General features: G+C 43.8%; 15 protein-coding genes. 11 read left to right on the top strand and 4 right to left on the bottom strand.

From position 1 onward, the window contains the following. Window positions 1–206: 206 nt before the first annotated feature. From tsaE to ACQ86K_RS31135, 4 genes are all read left to right on the top strand, one after another. Entirely contained in the window at window positions 207–623 is a 417-nt protein-coding gene (gene tsaE, locus ACQ86K_RS31150; RefSeq protein ID WP_090532637.1) for a tRNA (adenosine(37)-N6)-threonylcarbamoyltransferase complex ATPase subunit type 1 TsaE, read from the top strand. 52 nt (window positions 624–675) lie between these two features. After that, window positions 676–1902 carry an alanine dehydrogenase gene (locus tag ACQ86K_RS31145; protein ID WP_091176613.1) on the top strand — a complete coding sequence of 409 codons (1227 nt, stop codon included), beginning with the start codon at window positions 676–678 and terminating at the stop codon, window positions 1900–1902. Window positions 1903–1911: 9 nt separating this feature from the next. Then, window positions 1912–2595: a M15 family metallopeptidase gene (locus tag ACQ86K_RS31140; RefSeq protein WP_091176609.1), complete on the top strand. Its 684-nt coding sequence runs from the start codon at window positions 1912–1914 to the stop codon at window positions 2593–2595. 109 nt (window positions 2596–2704) lie between these two features. After that, entirely contained in the window at window positions 2705–3703 is a 999-nt protein-coding gene (locus ACQ86K_RS31135) for a YihY/virulence factor BrkB family protein (RefSeq protein WP_091176607.1), read from the top strand. A 104-nt stretch (window positions 3704–3807) separates the two neighbouring features. Here ACQ86K_RS31135 and ACQ86K_RS31130 read toward each other — a convergent pair whose 3' ends face one another. From ACQ86K_RS31130 to ACQ86K_RS31120, 3 genes are all read right to left on the bottom strand, one after another. Continuing rightward, a complete protein-coding gene (locus ACQ86K_RS31130; RefSeq protein ID WP_431199200.1) occupies window positions 3808–5064 on the bottom strand; it encodes an IS4 family transposase in 1257 nt (418 codons plus the stop codon). Window positions 5065–5435: 371 nt separating this feature from the next. Then, the gene (hisS, locus tag ACQ86K_RS31125; RefSeq protein WP_431199371.1) at window positions 5436–6812 is read right to left on the bottom strand and encodes a histidine--tRNA ligase; all 1377 of its coding nucleotides are present in this window, start codon (window positions 6810–6812) and stop codon (window positions 5436–5438) included. 268 nt (window positions 6813–7080) lie between these two features. Further along, window positions 7081–8130, bottom strand: coding sequence for a hypothetical protein (locus ACQ86K_RS31120; protein WP_091169096.1), 1050 nt, complete (start codon window positions 8128–8130; stop codon window positions 7081–7083). A gap of 959 nt (window positions 8131–9089) precedes the next feature. On the opposite strand from ACQ86K_RS31120, the gene ACQ86K_RS31115 reads away from it, so the two are divergent. The 6 genes from ACQ86K_RS31115 to ACQ86K_RS31090 all read left to right on the top strand — a co-directional run bounded on the left by ACQ86K_RS31115 (window position 9090) and on the right by ACQ86K_RS31090 (window position 14815). Continuing rightward, entirely contained in the window at window positions 9090–9215 is a 126-nt protein-coding gene (locus ACQ86K_RS31115) for a hypothetical protein (RefSeq protein ID WP_431199370.1), read from the top strand. A gap of 23 nt (window positions 9216–9238) precedes the next feature. After that, entirely contained in the window at window positions 9239–9751 is a 513-nt protein-coding gene (locus ACQ86K_RS31110; protein WP_431199369.1) for a 3-keto-disaccharide hydrolase, read from the top strand. Window positions 9752–9881: 130 nt separating this feature from the next. Continuing rightward, window positions 9882–11609, top strand: coding sequence for a GMC oxidoreductase (locus tag ACQ86K_RS31105; RefSeq protein WP_431199368.1), 1728 nt, complete (start codon window positions 9882–9884; stop codon window positions 11607–11609). 28 nt (window positions 11610–11637) lie between these two features. Then, window positions 11638–12285, top strand: a complete 648-nt coding sequence (locus tag ACQ86K_RS31100; protein ID WP_091169104.1) for a gluconate 2-dehydrogenase subunit 3 family protein — start codon at window positions 11638–11640, stop codon at window positions 12283–12285. Between the two features lie 605 nt (window positions 12286–12890). Then, the gene (locus tag ACQ86K_RS31095) at window positions 12891–14009 is read left to right on the top strand and encodes a Zn-dependent alcohol dehydrogenase (protein WP_091169108.1); all 1119 of its coding nucleotides are present in this window, start codon (window positions 12891–12893) and stop codon (window positions 14007–14009) included. Between the two features lie 8 nt (window positions 14010–14017). After that, window positions 14018–14815, top strand: coding sequence for an alpha/beta hydrolase (locus ACQ86K_RS31090; RefSeq protein WP_091169111.1), 798 nt, complete (start codon window positions 14018–14020; stop codon window positions 14813–14815). A gap of 193 nt (window positions 14816–15008) precedes the next feature. Here the strand turns inward: ACQ86K_RS31090 and ACQ86K_RS31085 are convergent, their stop codons facing one another. Then, a complete protein-coding gene (locus ACQ86K_RS31085) occupies window positions 15009–15905 on the bottom strand; it encodes a hypothetical protein (protein WP_091169114.1) in 897 nt (298 codons plus the stop codon). 93 nt (window positions 15906–15998) lie between these two features. On the opposite strand from ACQ86K_RS31085, the gene ACQ86K_RS31080 reads away from it, so the two are divergent. Next, window positions 15999–16451 (top strand): 3-oxoacyl-ACP synthase, encoded by a 453-nt coding sequence (locus tag ACQ86K_RS31080; RefSeq protein ID WP_091169118.1) that lies wholly within the window; start codon window positions 15999–16001, stop codon window positions 16449–16451. The last annotated feature ends 80 nt before the right edge of the window (window positions 16452–16531 follow it).

Here is a 16531-nt window from a genome sequence, read left to right as displayed (position 1 = left end):
GCTAATGCTTGTGCAGTATGAGCGGATAGCACGGGCCGCAGGCAACGCCCACATTACTATCGATCAAAAAAATATATTTAATAATCAATAATTTACGATCACGTCATTATAAAAAACAATCACACGCAAGCACAGCTGCTCTCTGTAGTATGCGGTTGCCACGCTGCGCTCGCAAAATGACATGGTATAGAAAAAAATTATAACACGTGCAACTATCTGTAAATTCAACATCTCAATTACCGCAGGCTGCCGAAGCCATCCTGGCCAACTCGGCAGGGAATAAAATTTTTCTTTTTTATGGCGAAATGGGGGCGGGCAAAACAACGCTCATCAAAGCTTTATGCGAAGAACTTGGCGTAACAGAACAGGCAACCAGTCCGACGTTTTCAATCGTAAACGAATACACCGGCCGCGACAGCAGGATCTTTCATTTTGATTTCTATCGCCTTAAAAATCAAACAGAAGCATTGGATATGGGCTATGAGGAATATTTTTACAGCGATGCCTACTGCTTTATTGAGTGGCCCGAAAAAATTCCCGACCTGCTGCCGAACCGTTACACCAACATCCGGATCCGGGTTTTGGACAGCACCTCGCGCAGCATCAGCATGGAAAATATTTAGTTTTATCATACATCGTTTTTTCTTATCTTCAACAGCCTTAAAAAAACACATCATGAGTTCAGGGATATATAGCGGGTTTTCGGATATTGCCAAGCAAGCAATGTTGCAGCCCCAGGAGTCGTTGCTGGAGGTAAAAAGCAAAAAGAACAAGCTATACATCGGCATTCCCAAGGAGGTTTCCTTCCAGGAAAACCGTGTGCCCTTGACCCCGCTGTCGGTAGCGCTGCTGGTTAATAACGGCCACGAAGTGATGCTGGAGAGTAATGCCGGGCAGGCCGCCAATTTTTCGGATAAGGATTACAGTGAACAGGGCGCGCAGATAGTATATGATACCAAAAAGGTTTACGAGGCCGATATCATTATTAAAATAGCCCCTCCTACCACTCATGAAATTGAGCTGATGAAGCCCGGGCAGCTTCTGATCTCTACCCTTCAAATCGCTACGCTCAAGGCCGAAAGCATTCAGGCGCTGATGGCCAAAAAGATCACCGCGCTAAGTTTTGAGCATTTGCGCGATGAGGGCAATACCCTTACGGTGGTGAGGGCTATGAGCGAAATTGTGGGCGCTACTTCCATACTTATAGCAGCCGAATATTTAAGCAACGTTTTTGAAGGCAAAGGCCTGATGCTGGGCGGTATAACCGGCGTTCCGCCAACCGAAATTGTGATTCTGGGTGCCGGAACCGTGGGCGAATACGCGGCACGCACCGCCATATCATTGGGTGCCGAGGTTAAGGTGTTCGATCCGTCGATATACAAGCTCCGGCGCCTGCAAAACAATATCGGCAACCGCGTTTTCACTTCGGTGGTACAGCCTATTGTATTGGAAAAAGCCATCACCACCTGCGATGTGGCTATAGGGGCGCTCCGTGCCGAAGATGGCCGCAGCCCCTGTATTATATCCGAGGAAACCGTTAGCCGCATGAAACGCGACTCGGTGATCATTGATGTAAGTATTGACCAGGGAGGTTGCTTTGAAACATCCGAAGTTACCAATCATACCCACCCCGTTTTTCGCAAATATGATGTAATTCATTATTGTGTGCCTAACATCGCATCGCGTGTGGCCCGTACCGCTACCTATGCGCTCACCAATATTTTTGCACCTATACTGCTTGATATTGGCGATATGGGCGGCATCAAAAACCTCATCTGGCAAAAATCGGGGGTGCGTAACGCGGTTTATATTTACCAGGGCCAGCTTACCAATAAACACATTGGCGAGCGTTTCTCGATCCCCTGCAAAGACCTCGATTTGCTGATCGTATCGCACAGGTAAACTGATAATATGAATCATCGATATTTGATATTGCTGATGTTTGTAGCGTGTACTTTGCGTGTTAATGCGCAGCACTATAAATATATCGACAGTGCAAAAATTTATGGTATTGCCCGCTATAAACTACAGGTTAAAGCAAACCCGGATAAACAGCTGGTTGAAATAAAGAAATATATCCCCGAAATTATCTTAGACCTGCGGTATGCTACAACTAACAATTTTATGCGCCGCCGTATGTACACAACGGCCAAAGCTTATGCAAGGCTTCCGGTTGTAAAAGCGCTTCAGCAGGTTGAAGCCGAATTAAAAATGCAGGGTCTTGGCCTTAAAATTTATGATGCCTATCGGCCATATTCGGTTACCGTTAATTTTTATGAAATGGCCCCCGATACCAATTTTGTAGCCGATCCGCGCAAAGGCTCAAAGCATAACCGTGGTTGCGCTATTGACCTTTCCCTTATCAACATTAAAACCGGAAAAGAACTGGATATGCCAACCGGCTTTGATAGCTTTAGCCGTAAGACCGGGGCAAACTATATGGATTTACCGCCGCAGCAAATTACAAACCGCGAATTATTAAAAACGATAATGGCCAAATACGGCTTCAGGGTGATCTCAACCGAATGGTGGCATTATGACTTTACGGGCTGGGAAAAATATGAGCTGCTGGATATTCCGGTACAGGCCCTATAAATATTTTAAGCCCGTCCAAAACTCACAACTTTTATTTAATTAGCCCTACAAAAGGCATCAATATTGCTTAACCATTCACGAATAAGCATTAATCTACAAAAACACAGGCATGAAGTTTTTAAGCAAAGCATACTTTAAACAACTATGGAAGGTGTTGCTGGCATCGTTCACGGGCTTTTCAAAAGATAATGGCTTAAAATTAAGCGCCTCGCTGGCTTACTACACCGTTTTTTCAATTGCCCCTTTATTGATTATAGTAATATCTGTAGCCGGCCTGGTTTTTGGACAGGATGCCGCAACCGAGCGGTTGTATCCCGAAATTGTTCGTTATGTTGGTAAAACACCTGCAGCACAAATTCAGGATGCGTTAAAACACCTTGCGCTATCCGGGAAATCGGGCATAGCAGTTGTTATTGGTGTGGTTACGCTTTTATTGGGCGCGAGCAGTATTTTTATCGAGATCCAGGATTCGCTTAATATGATCTGGAGGGTTAAAGCCAAGCCTAAAAGCGGCTGGATGCAATTGCTGAAAAACCGGTTTGTGTCCTTTTCGCTCATCATTAGCCTGGGCTTCCTGTTGCTGGCATCGCTTATTATCAACCTGGTCATAAGTGCCCTGAAGGATCAGATCCAGCATTTTTTTCCCGGTATCGATTCTTTTACGAAAGTATTTGTCCAGGCGTTAAACCTGGGCATCACCCTGGTGGTGATCACTACCTTGTTTGGCATCATATTCAAGTTTTTGCCCGATGTTAAAATCAAATGGCGGGATGTGCGCAGCGGCGCGGTATTTACAGCTATCCTGTTTATGATAGGGCAGTATCTGATCAGCCTTTATATCCAATATACAGCGCAAGGGTCGGCATACGGCGCGGCGGGTTCTATTATTGTGATATTGGTTTGGATCTATTATACATCGGCCATATTGTACATCGGTGCCGAGTTTACCCAGGTATTTGCGGAGGCCAGCGGTAGCCATATCGAGCCCGCAGATTATGCCGTTCATGTTCAGCAAACCGAGGTTGAACACCGCGTAAAAACCCTTCCACCTCAAAACCCGCAGCTTGAAGGGCATTTGAAAAAGAATGAGGGAGAGAAAAAGGGATAGTAAACATTACATATACCTGCCGTCATGCCGAATTTATTTCACTGTTGTCCGGTAAAGTTTGTTATTGTTATAAAAAGACTGCATTATGATATAAAAAGAAGGATTTAGGTTTTAAAGCGGATGTCCAAGCCCCCCAATTTTAGTTGCCGTGAGTGATTTGTTGACATGACGGACAGTTTCTCCGGATCGTTCAGAAAGTTAAATAGGTGGATATAACTCATCAGATGGAGTCTTATAATAGAACTCAGATTAGAGAAAGACCATTGTCTTTTGAGTTGTACCTGGACAATTTTGATTAGAAGATCGGCAATAAAAGCGCACCATATCTGTATTTTGATTGCATTCTCATTATCCCCCAGGAAGTATTTAAGCGGGAAATTTTGCTTTACCCGCTTAAATAGTATTTCAATAAGCCATCGTTTCTTATAAAGATCGGCAATAGCTTCAGGTGGTAACGAGAAATTATTGGTTAAAAACTCAAATGTCCTTTCGGTTTCTTTGTCAAAGAAAGTAACCAGGCGAATCTCCAACTGGATACCCTCTTTTTGAGTACGTGTGCCCTGGAGGAGTAGTTTATCTTCGATGACACCGTGTGCCTTGCTTTGTTCGCTAAGCTCATTCAGCCACATTGTTGAGTATTTGGCATCTTTTTTCTGCCTGGTGACAAAGAATACGCCTTCATTTGTCATTCTTTGATATTCAGAATAGTCTACGTAACCTTTATCGAAAACGATAAAGGAACCTGGTTCGAGTTTGATCTCTTTAAGGAAGGGCATATCGTTAGCGCTGGCTGCCGTGAAGCTAATTTTCAGCGGTACATCATCTGCTGCCTTAATGAGCGTATGAACTTTGATCCCGCCTTTTCTCTTACCGTTGGCCTTTCCCGGGCTTGGGGCTTTCAATATTTGCTGAAATAAGGTAATTGTTGAAGAATCGGCAATGAATAGCTTAGGGTCGATCTTTAATCGGCTGTCCGGTAAAAGCTGCTTGTGTCGCCTATACAGGTTATCATAAATACGGGCGAATACTTCAAAGCTACGCTGGGCATTAGCATCACATAAGGTGCTTCTGGCCGGACATTTACTTATACCGATATGATGAAGCTTATGCAGGCTTGCTTTCATGCCGCTGATTACTTCTCTGCTGCTGGTGCATCTGTTAAAAACGCAGTAAAGCATCGTTACAAGATGTGTATAGGTATCAAAGTAACGGTAGTAGAGATCGTGATCCCCACGTCTTGCTAATGATCGAACATTATTACGATCTATTAAACCTAATAACTGATTCAGGACCGGCTGTCCGGTAAAAAAGTACTTTTGCTCATGTTGTGTATTTAAGTGTGGTAACTCAAATATCAACACAAAGGGGTAGTCTTTCGGCTATCCCTTCCTTTTTCCCTAAAAAATCTTTACCGGACAACAGTGAATTTATTTCGGCACCCCATAGGACAGATGGCCGTTTTGCTTAGCATGGCCGCTTAGCGAGTGGGGTGCTGAAACAAGTTCAGCATGACCTTGTTTTTTATTATGTCATGGGCGGCCTATCGAAGCATGTCGGGTAGGGCTCTGCGCGCGACCCTTCGATTGGCTGCATGACATGTTGTAGAATCCAGACTTACGAAGTTTTCAAAACTTCGTAAGTCTTCCCCGGATTTGTCATTTGCCTAAACTATAAAAGGAAATGAAAATACGCTGCGTACAAAATCAAATTCCGCCAATCCAAGAAAAACCGTTTAATCCCGGTTCAGTTTTGCTGCAATCTCATCCGCCGTCAATTTTTCCTGAACCCCGCTTGCCATGTCTTTAAATGTCAATAACCCGGTTTGCATTTCATCACCGCCGATAACTACCACATAAGGGATGTTTTTGTTGTTAGCGTACTCCATCTGCTTTTTGATTTTCGCACCTGCGGGATAGAGTTCGGTGTTGATATTATGGCGACGGAGCCGCTGTAATAGAGGTAAGCTATAAAGTTCGCCTTCTTTATCGAAATTGCATATAAGTACCTGCGTGGTTTGATTGCTGCCGGCCGGGAAAAGGTTTAGCTCTTCCAGTACGTCATAGATCCTGTCGGCCCCAAAGGAGATCCCTGCGCCGGTAAGGCCTTTTAAGCCAAACATGCCGGTAAGGTCGTCATAACGTCCGCCGCCGCCGATACTGCCCATATTTACTTCGTTGGTTTTCACCTCGAAGATGGCGCCGGTATAATAGTTTAAGCCGCGCGCAAGGGTAATATCCAATTCAAGCTTAGCGGTTTGAAGCGGGCAACGTTCTATATAGCCGAAAACGGTTTCTATTTCGTCGCAGCCTTTTAAGCCGATCTCTGATTGGGCTAATGCTTCACGAAGGCTTGCCAGCTTTTCGGTGTTGTTGCCTTCCAACAGGATAACAGGTTTTAGTTTGTCGATATCGGCATCGGTAAAACCTTTTTCAAGCAGTTCTTTAATCACGCCATCAAGGCCGATTTTGTCAAGCTTATCAATAGCTACAGTCAAATCAATGATGTTATCAGCTTTGTCTATAACTTGTGCAATTCCTGATAGTATTTTTCTATTGTTGATCTTTATGCTGAAATCTTTAAGGCCAAGTTTGGTTAAAGCTTCATCATAGATCATAATAAACTCGGCTTCGTTCAGTAGTGAATCAGAACCTACCACATCCGCATCGCATTGGTAAAACTCACGGTAACGGCCACGTTGGGGCCTGTCGGCACGCCAAACCGGCTGCACCTGGAAACGTTTGAACGGAAAAGTGATCTCGTTTTGGTGTTGAACTACGTAACGGGCAAAAGGCACGGTTAGGTCGTAGCGTAGGGCTTTTTCGGAGATAGCAGGCGCAACAGAATTAGAATTGCGTTCAATAAGTTTTTGTTCGTCAACCTTGGCCAGATAATCACCGCTGTTAAGTACTTTAAATATCAGCTTATCCCCTTCTTCGCCATATTTCCCCATTAAGGTTGATGAGTTTTCCATGGTGGGTGTTTCTATCTGCTGATAGCCATATTTGCGGAAAACGGATTTAATGGTGTCGAAAATATAATTGCGTTTCACCATTTCGGCGGGTGAAAAATCGCGGGTGCCTTTGGGTACTGATGGTTTAATGGATGCCATGCGGCAAATGTACAAAAAAGAGGGCTATGCGATGGATTGTCGTGTCGGTTACTAAGCATGCGGGCCACAAGCCGGGAGGCTTGCGGCAGCGATTAAAAAGAGAAGCGGTTTCGCCTGCGAAACCGCTTCTCTTTTCCCCTTTGCTAACGCCCGGCTCTTGCCGGGTGTTGACTATCAAACGGCCTCTGGCCGCCGAAGCCCCGTTATACAGGCCAGAGGCCTGGAAATAGTTGCCACCCGGCTGGAGCCGAGCGCCTGCGTAGTTTTTTTACTTATGTGTATGAAAACTCAGGCTTGTTGCAAAGCCAATGGTAACATACCCATAGCTATCTTCAAAAAACTGGTTGTAATCATCCTGTCCACGGTAGCCACCGCCAACCATAAGGGCAGCATCAGGCATAAAGGGAAACTGGTAATAGTATTTCAGGCTCACGTTTAAGCGTTTCTTGAAATCAAAGGTTGAGTAATTATCGTACTTATCGACAATATAGGTAAAGTCGAACCGGATGCGCTGCCAGTTTTGGTATACTTTTTTGTTCTTATCAATAGGGTCGGTATAGGCTTTGGCGAAGTTGTACATACGACTACCATTAATGCGGATAAAGCCATAATGATCTTTCAAGCCTTCGGACAGGCCAAGGTTGAATAAACCGGCGTGGACCTCTAAACCCAGGTTATCATAACGGTTGATGATCAGGTCTTTTTTATCGAAGCGTTTACCGCTGTAATAAGTTAAAGTATAAAAGTTGGTGGTGAACTTGCCGCTATCCCGGTTAAAGCTGCCGTCGGGATTAAGTGATGGTCCGCGTACGCCGTTGGAATGATGCGAGTAACCGAACGAAAAGAACTTTGGATTGTAAGTGTCCTCGTTCACCCTGAAATACACCGTACCGCCCGGCATAAAGCTTGGCGATTTTACCGGTGCCCCGTGTGAGGCCAGCAGGCGGATCTTCACCCGTGGGGTAAACACAAAAAAGAAACGCGACTTTGGCGTGCTGAATAAAACGAAGTTCGGCGCCAGGTCGGCAGTGAGCTGGGTTTTTATTTTGTTAAAGTAATCGTTTCCTCCTTCGGATACACGCAGGTTTTGCTCGTAAATGTAATCAAATGCCCGGTTAATCAGCCGCTTTTTCATCAGTGCGCTGTCGGCCAGTGTATCTGCCGGGGTAGCTGTGCGGGTATTCGCAGCCGCTGTTAAATTGTCAACAGTAATAAAAAGGAGCAGTAAGCAAATCGCTTTTAATGCAAATGTTAAACTAAAACGCCGCGTTAAACCAGATTTCTTGAAACCTGGTTTTATAAAATAAAAAGTGATCAATGTAGTAAGTGTTAAGTACCGATAATGCTTGGGTTATAGTTATTTATGATTAATCTTATGTGTTAAAATACGGTTAACCACAATGGCGCAATATTACTTATTATAAGTTTTTGTACACCGGGGGATATGTCAGGACTAAGTAAATGTATCCCTAAACACTTTCTTATGACATTGGCCAGAAATTATGAACGTTTGTTGGCTGTTTGTCAATCGGCCCGGCGCCGACGCCGGTATAGTGTTTGCTAAAGCCCGGGCTTATTTTGCCCCCTGGGCAAAACAACACCTTTCCATCCAGCATTATGGTGGCAGGATTTTGTCAGCACTCCTTATTGTTCATTCTGCTTAATCCAAAAAACTTTAAAATCCATTAAAAACAGCGAAAATAAATAGGGTTTTTCAGGCCCGCACATGAAATACCTTTGAAATACTCCTTTAGGTTTTACTAATTGATAATCAATTGTTTAAAGTTGTTTCGCTTTGTTTTTTAGGTGGCTGATTACCAATGTGTTTCATAAAAAAGCCGTTCCGCTGTTTCTCTCCCAAAAAATGGAACATTACTGTTTTTTAAAAATACCGGCCGGCGGTTTTTCACTTTTTTGTGGGGAATCAAAAAATTGGGACACCTCATTTGTTACAATCAGGCGCCCGCTCGATGTTATCCATCTACTATAAAATGTCCATTGTAACCAAGCTTTTACCTCAGTTTTCGCAGGCTTATACTTTATTTTTGCGATAATCGTTTTAGCATTAAAAAAAGCCAATATATTTAGCCCAACCTAAAAAAATGTTCAGTTAATTTGCAATTAAAACGTTTTATCAACATACGCCCTTAAACAGTTTTATACTTTTTAAGTCAGATACCTTGTACAAAGCAAAACAATGAAACCAACAGGAGCCGCCGCAACCAACCAACGCTATTTTAATGGCGGTTCTGATACTATAAAAACAACTATAATTTTATGAAAAAAATCATGCTTGGCCTGATGGCCATCCCGGCTTTTTGCCTGTCGGTATCGGCACAAACCAAACTGTTCGATGGGAAAACCACCAATGGCTGGCACACCTACTTAAAAAAGACGTTGTAGGCTGGAAGGTTGTTGATGGTGCTTTGCAACTCGATCCTCAGGCAGCAGAAGGTCATGGAGATCTGGTTACCGATGGCGAGTACGAAAACTACGAACTTACCTTAGAGTGGAACATTAGCAAAGAGGGTAACAGCGGTATTATTTTCGGGGTGCATGAAGACCCTCAATTTGACGCAACTTACTTAACTGGCATGGAAATGCAGGTGCTTGATAATAAAGATGCCAGCGATAACAAAAAAGCCAACCACCTTGCGGGTTCATTGTATGATATGATTGCCCCTTCAAAAGATGTATGCAAACCGGCCGGCGAATGGAACAAAGTGAAATTGCGCAAAAAAGATGGTCAGCTTACTTTCTGGCTTAATGGTACCCAAATTGTTGATGTAAAAATGGGCAGCGACGAATGGAACAAAGTATTAGCTGATAGCAAGTTTAAAAACTGGAAAGGTTTTGCCCAATATCCTAAAGGCCACATTGCTTTGCAGGATCACGGTCACCTGGTTAGCTACCGTAACATTAAATTGAAACAGCTTTAATATTTTTTATGAACAGGGTACGGATATAGTGCCCTGTTCATATCTTTATACCATAACTTAAATTGTGTTAACATGCTCCAGGCATGTATAATTTCTCTTCGTATAAGAAAGAAGGATACTTTGATATAATATGAGCGATCTGCAAATTAAAAAATCATCAGCCACCTATGATGTGGTGATTGTTGGTTCGGGTGCCGGCGGGGGTATGGCCGGTTACGTATTGGCCAACGCCGGGATAAAAGTTTTAATGCTTGAGGCCGGTGCTTACTTTGACCCTGCTAAAGATTCACAACAGTTAAAATGGCCATGGGAGTCGCCGCGCCGCGGTGCCGGTACTACCCGTCCTTTCGGCGATTTCGACGCTGCCTATGGCGGTTGGGAAATCGACGGCGAACCTTACACAACAAAAGATAAAACAGAGTTTTTCTGGTTCCGCTCGCGGATGCTGGGTGGTCGTACCAATCACTGGGGCAGGATCTCATTAAGGATGGGCCCGCGTGATTTCCAGGCCAAAGACGGCCTTACCGATGACTGGCCAATCACCTATGACGATGTAAAACCATACTATGATAAGGTTGACCGTATGATAGGTGTTTACGGTACTAAAGAAGGTTTGGAGAATGAGCCGGATGGTATCTTCCTGCCTCCGCCAAAACCGAGGCTTAATGAGCTTTATATAGTAAAAGGTGCTCAAAAAGCAGGTGTTAAAATTATTCCGGGCCGTGGTTCGGTATTAACAGAAGCTTTACCGGGCAATAAAGACCGTGGCGCATGTTTCTTCTGCGGGCAATGCGGTCGCAGTTGTAAAGTTTATGGTGATTTCTCGGCATCATCATGTTTGGTAATCCCGGCTATTAAAACCGGTAACTTAAAGGTGATCACCAACGCTATGGTGCGCGAGGTGATAACCAACGCCGAAGGCCTAGCTGTCGGTGTATCGTACGTTAATAAAGAAGATTTGCAGGAGTACCAGGTTAACGCCAAAACAGTTATCCTTGGTGCAAGCGCAGGCGAATCGGCCAGGATCTTGCTTAACTCAAAATCGGCCCAGCATCCGGGCGGTTTGGCTAACAGCAGCGGTGTTGTAGGGCATTATCTGCATGACTCAACCGGGTCAAGTGCCGGTGGTTTCCTTCCTGAATTAATGGACCGTAAGCGTTACAACGAAGACGGTGTTGGCAGTGTGCACATCTACTCGCCATGGTGGTTAGATAATAAAAAACTGGATTTCCCTCGTGGTTATCACATCGAGTACGGTGGTGGCTTACATATGCCATCATACGGTTTTAGCGGTGGTATCCAAAACATGAACGGCGTTGTTCCGGGCCGCGATGGTAAAATGAAAGATGGTGGCGGCTATGGTGCATCATTAAAAGATGACTATCGTCGTTTTTATGGTACCCAGTTTGGTATGGCCGGTCGTGGTACTGCAATTGCCCGTTATGATAATTATTGCGAAATCGATCCTAACGTAGTTGATAAATACGGGATACCTGTATTGCGTTTCCATTACAAATGGGCACCTGACGAAATTAAACAGGCTAAGCACATGCAGGAAACCTTCCAGGAAATTATGCACAACATGGGCGGTGCAATTTATGGTGGACCTCAAGGCCCTGAAACCAACTATGGTTTGGAAGCTCCGGGTAAGATCATCCATGAAGTAGGTACTATCCGCATGGGTAACGATCCTAAAAAATCGGCCTTAAATAAATGGTGCCAGGCGCATGATTGTAAAAACCTGTTTGTGGTTGACGCTGCTCCATTTGTGCAGCAGGGTGATAAAAACGCCACATGGACAATCCTTGCGTTATCAATGCGTACTGCAGAATATATTATTCAGGAAAGAAAAAATTAAACGTTTAACAAGCTAACATAACAATTTTATGAACAGACGTGACTCCCTCAAAGCCCTGGGCTTAGGAACACTTTCGGCAGGATTATTACTGGAGGCCTGTAAAACCGATACTAAAAAAGGCGCAGAAGAATCAACCACCGCAGCAGCCGGTGACGAAGTAGGTCGCCAGCCGTTTGAGGTTGAGCGGGATAAAAAACTGCATGCCGACAAGTTTTTCACCACAGCAGAGATGGCAACCATCACTGTGCTTGCCGACATCATTATCCCTAAGGATGATAAATCGGGCAGTGCTTCTGATGCCAAGGTGCCTGATTTCATCGAGTTTATTGTAAAAGATATGCCGGATCATCAAACCCCGATGCGTGGTGGTTTACGTTGGTTGGATTTACAATGCCTTAACCGTTTCGGTAAACCATTTACCGATTGCACAAAAGATCAACAGATTCAATTGATTGACATGATCGCTTACCCCGCTAAAGCTAAGCCAGAAATGGCACAGGGTGTGGCTTTCTTCAACCGCATGCGTGATCTTACAGCATCAGGCTTTTTCACCAGCGAAATCGGGGTGAAAGATATTGGCTACGCAGGTAACCAACCCGGCAAGTGGACAGGTGTACCTGATGATATCCTGAAGCATTACGGTATGGAAAATGTGAAGGCTTCGGCTTCGATGTAAGAAAAAACATGTCATAGATGAGGGACGACGAAGCAATCTAGTAGCTATTCGGTGCGGATCTGTTTCCGTGCGGCTGCCATGCTGCGCTCAAAATGACATGGAGGTTATTCTTGCGCCCGTTTGCAACGAATGCTTAACTTGGGTTTGCGTTTATGACGCAACTGGCGATACAATCGCCGAACCATATTAAGCGCCCGTTGCAAACGGGCGCAAGTTTTTTTAAGATTACTTTTCAATTTAACTCCTACGGCTCCACGCCAAATGCGGATAAATTTACCGCCAGCTTCCCCCTTTTGCTTCCTTATAATTGAAGTTTAAAGTGATGTAAAGGCTTGATTATTAACAATAACTACAGGCGTGGAAAACTGGTGTATTTTATCCGATGATCCTTTAAAAACATTGCTGAATGTTATAAAGAGCCTTTTCGTGGATAATATAAGCCACTTTTTGGACAATTTGCTAAAGTTTTAGAATCATGGCTTAACCTATTTTTGTTGCATAGGCTTGGCGTATCCAGCACTGCTGATATGGTAATCTATGGTAATTGCTATTATTTGCACCACCGGTTTAACGGTGTATGAAAAGCGTTTAACATATCCCCAATTATGGCCATAATATGCAAGGCAGCTATTGCCAATGGAAAGGGTGGTTTTTCGGTACAGGATATTGTGGTGAATGAACCGAAAGAAGATGAAGTGCTGGTTAAAATAAAAGCGGCGGGACTTTGCCATACCGATCATGACTCATTGAGCTGGGGAAAGCAGCTCATTATAGGTCATGAAGGCGCTGGTATTGTGGTTGCTGTTGGGAAAAATATTAGCAGTGTACTACCCGGGGATAAGGTGATCTTAAACTGGGCCATGCATTGCGGCAAATGCTTTCAGTGCCTGGAGGGTAACCTGCATTTGTGTGAAGTAGCCTCGCCGGTTGCAGCCGGCGGCAATGGCTACACTCCGGGCCATGCCTGTCTCGACGGAACAACTTACAATGGTGAACCTATTTTAAGGTCTTTCAACATAGGAACAATAGCCGGATATACTTTGGTAAAAGAATCTGCTGTGGTAAAAAACACATCGGAAACCATGTCATTCCCTGCTGCAAGTATCATCAGCTGTGGGGTGATGACAGGCTATGGCTCAGTTGTAAATGCAGCCAGGCTAAAAGCATGTTCATCGGCAGTTGTATTGGGAACCGGCGGTGTAGGCCTTAATGTAATACAAGGTGCAAAAATTGCCGGCGCGGGTATGATCATAGCTATTGATATTAACCCTACCCGGCTTGAAATGGCTGTTAAGTTTGGTGCAACACACACTATTTTAGCCACGAAAGATGATATAGGCCTGCTTAAAGCCGCCGAAGAAGTAAAAAAACTTACGGGTGGGCGCGGGGCAGATTACGCTTTTGAATGCACTGCCATCCCCGAATTAGGTGCAGCCCCCTTAGCAATGGTGCGCAATGCAGGTACGGCCGTACAGGTAAGCGGGATTGAACAGGATATCACTATTGATATGCGCCTTTTTGAATGGGATAAGATTTACCTTAACCCGCTTTATGGTAAGTGCCGCCCGCAAATTGATTTTCCGGATATAGTACAACATTATACCAGCGGGCACTTATTACTTGAAGAAATGATTACACATACATATTCTATAAACGAACTTGATAAAGCTTTTGACGACATGCTGAAATGCAGGAATGCCAAAGGGGTTATCGTGTTCGACTAAAAAAGCTCATGCCATTTAAAACAACAGAAATTTCCAATCCGCAATATGAAAGTAATCAGCTACGGTTTATAACCGTAAAAACGCCCAATCTAAAAGGCCGTGGTGATATCTGTTTATATGTACCGCCGGGTGCTAACAAGAATGAGGTTTTGCCCATTGTAATATTACTGCACGGTGTATATGGCAGCGCCTGGAGCTGGGCTATGAGCGCAGGCGTTCATTTAAAAACCAATGCACTTATTGAAAAAGGCGAATTGCCAAGAATGATATTGGCCATGCCGTCAGACGGGCTTTGGGGCGACGGATCGGGATATTTACCGCACAGTGGCTTTAATTTTGAGCAATGGATTGCCGACGATGTGCCTACTGCTGTAATGGAGAATATCCCCGGCGCAACACCAAACTCGCCGCTGTTTATAGCTGGCTTATCTATGGGAGGCTTCGGTGCCTTAAGGATAGGCGCAAAATACGGGCATAAGTTTAAAGCCATTGCCGGGCTGTCGTCTATAACAAGCCTGCCACAGATCAAACTTTTTGCCGGCGAGCCCTTAAAAACCTATGCACAGGATATTGTGGACGATGAAGATGTGTTTGCAACATTTAAAAAATACAGGGCCCAGCTGCCGCCTGTTCGGTTTGATTGCGGTATAAATGATTTGCTGATTAACTATAATCGTGACCTGCATAAAAAGCTGGATAAGGAAAAGATCCCTCATATTTATGAAGAAAACCAGGGTGGACACGAGTGGTCATACTGGGCAAAACATATTATTTCAACCCTTAAATTTTTTGCCGGTAAGCTGTAGATAAGGCAGTTAATATAAACTAACGACTGGCTTGTAATGTGCGAATATCATTATTTTGTCAGTTTTAATTAGGCATATATACCATTATTGCACTTCGTAACGTTTATCTACTTTGTAGGTTAACGCCTGCAAATAGTGATAAGGTTTAGGTTTAAAGCCCCCAAGCAGCGAGTGCAAGGGGGCTTTTATTTTGCTAAAGGTCACACAACACTTTTACAGGGTATTTTTTATCGCCAAATATTCTGAGGCGTTTTTCTAAATCAAGAAATTCTGCTTCGAGATCTTCAAAAGTACTAAGTCCGCTTAGTGAACCAGACTTTTTTAGCCCAGGCAACATTTTTAAGGTGCCGATACTTTCAAGCTTGCTATTGAAGCTTGTTAGATTTTTATGATTTATGCTAAATTGAACAATGCCAAAAAAGAAATTGCAATTTCCTCCCTCTTTTTCAAAGTTCCAGACACGTTCAATTCCTGGCTGCAGTGCCCTGGTTTCTGATTGATCGTAACCGGTGCCCATCTTTCTGCCAATTATCTCACTGTTTAGTAAATTGGCCAAAGTAGGTTTTTCTTTTGCTCGATAGGTTGTCAACGCAAAACGATAATCACATGCGCCGCGGTGTTGGATAATATCGATACAGATAATCACCCTATAACTGTCGTCGATATGCTTAAAGGTTAGTGCTGTATCTGGCTTAAAGTATAAGTTTGTAATGGTTCGGTATGTTTTAGGTGCTCTTATCTTAACGTTTTCCAGGGATATCTTTTTCCAGAATCGTTCAAGTTGGTTGTGCCGGGCTTTCCCTTCGTTTACAGAACTTTCGGTCCAAATCGCGACGCTGATGCCTTTGTCAATCATTCTCTTTACAAGGGATAATATTTCAGCATTGATTTTCCCGATTTCCCAGTATGCTAAGGCACAGGCTGTGATATAAATTTCGTTGTCATAATCGTCAAAATGGCTTAATTCCATCACCGGAAATTTGTCTTTGATGAGTTCAAAATCAACCTTACTGTCATATAGGTCCATAATGCCCCAATAAGTATCATGAGCAAGATCTCCGTCAATTATTTTTACCCCGTCGGTAGCCATATAATTTATGTTGTTAAAGAACTGCTAAATAAAGAACTATTATTAACTGATGTTAGCCTTTTCCCTATTTTCGTTTTTTATTTGATTTAGTAGATGAGCGATTTGAAGAAAGAATTACACCAGTTATGTGTTAATCACGTGCGTAAAATTATGGAAGCCACAGAGCTTGCCATAGCCGATGCGCAAAAGTCGTCGACTGATGATACTAAAAGCAGTGCGGGCGATAAATATGAAACCGGGCGCGAAATGGCGCAGCAGGAAACCAACCGCAATATGGCGCAGCTAAATGAGGCAAACAAGCTGTTGGTTGCCTTAAACCGGATTGGTACCACCGGTGCCCCGGTACATGCGGAACCAGGTAGTGTGATAATTACCAATAACGGCAATTTTTACCTGGCCATTAGCGCCGGTGTTTTGACACTCAATGGCAAAACATTTTTCGCGGTTTCGCCCGCATCTCCAATAGGCAATTTACTTAACGGCAAAAAAGCCGGAGATGAGTTTGCGCTAAATGGAAAACGCTATAAAATTGAGTCGGTTGTTTAGGTTTTTAATACCGATTTATCTTCGGAAAATAACTTTATGTTACTTTAATATTAAAAAAATACGGGCGGCCCATTCTTTCT

The sequence above is a fragment of the Mucilaginibacter sp. P19 genome (assembly GCF_050632265.1).
Taxonomy (GTDB): domain Bacteria; phylum Bacteroidota; class Bacteroidia; order Sphingobacteriales; family Sphingobacteriaceae; genus Mucilaginibacter; species Mucilaginibacter gossypii.
This window is presented reverse-complemented; position numbering and strand designations above follow the sequence as displayed.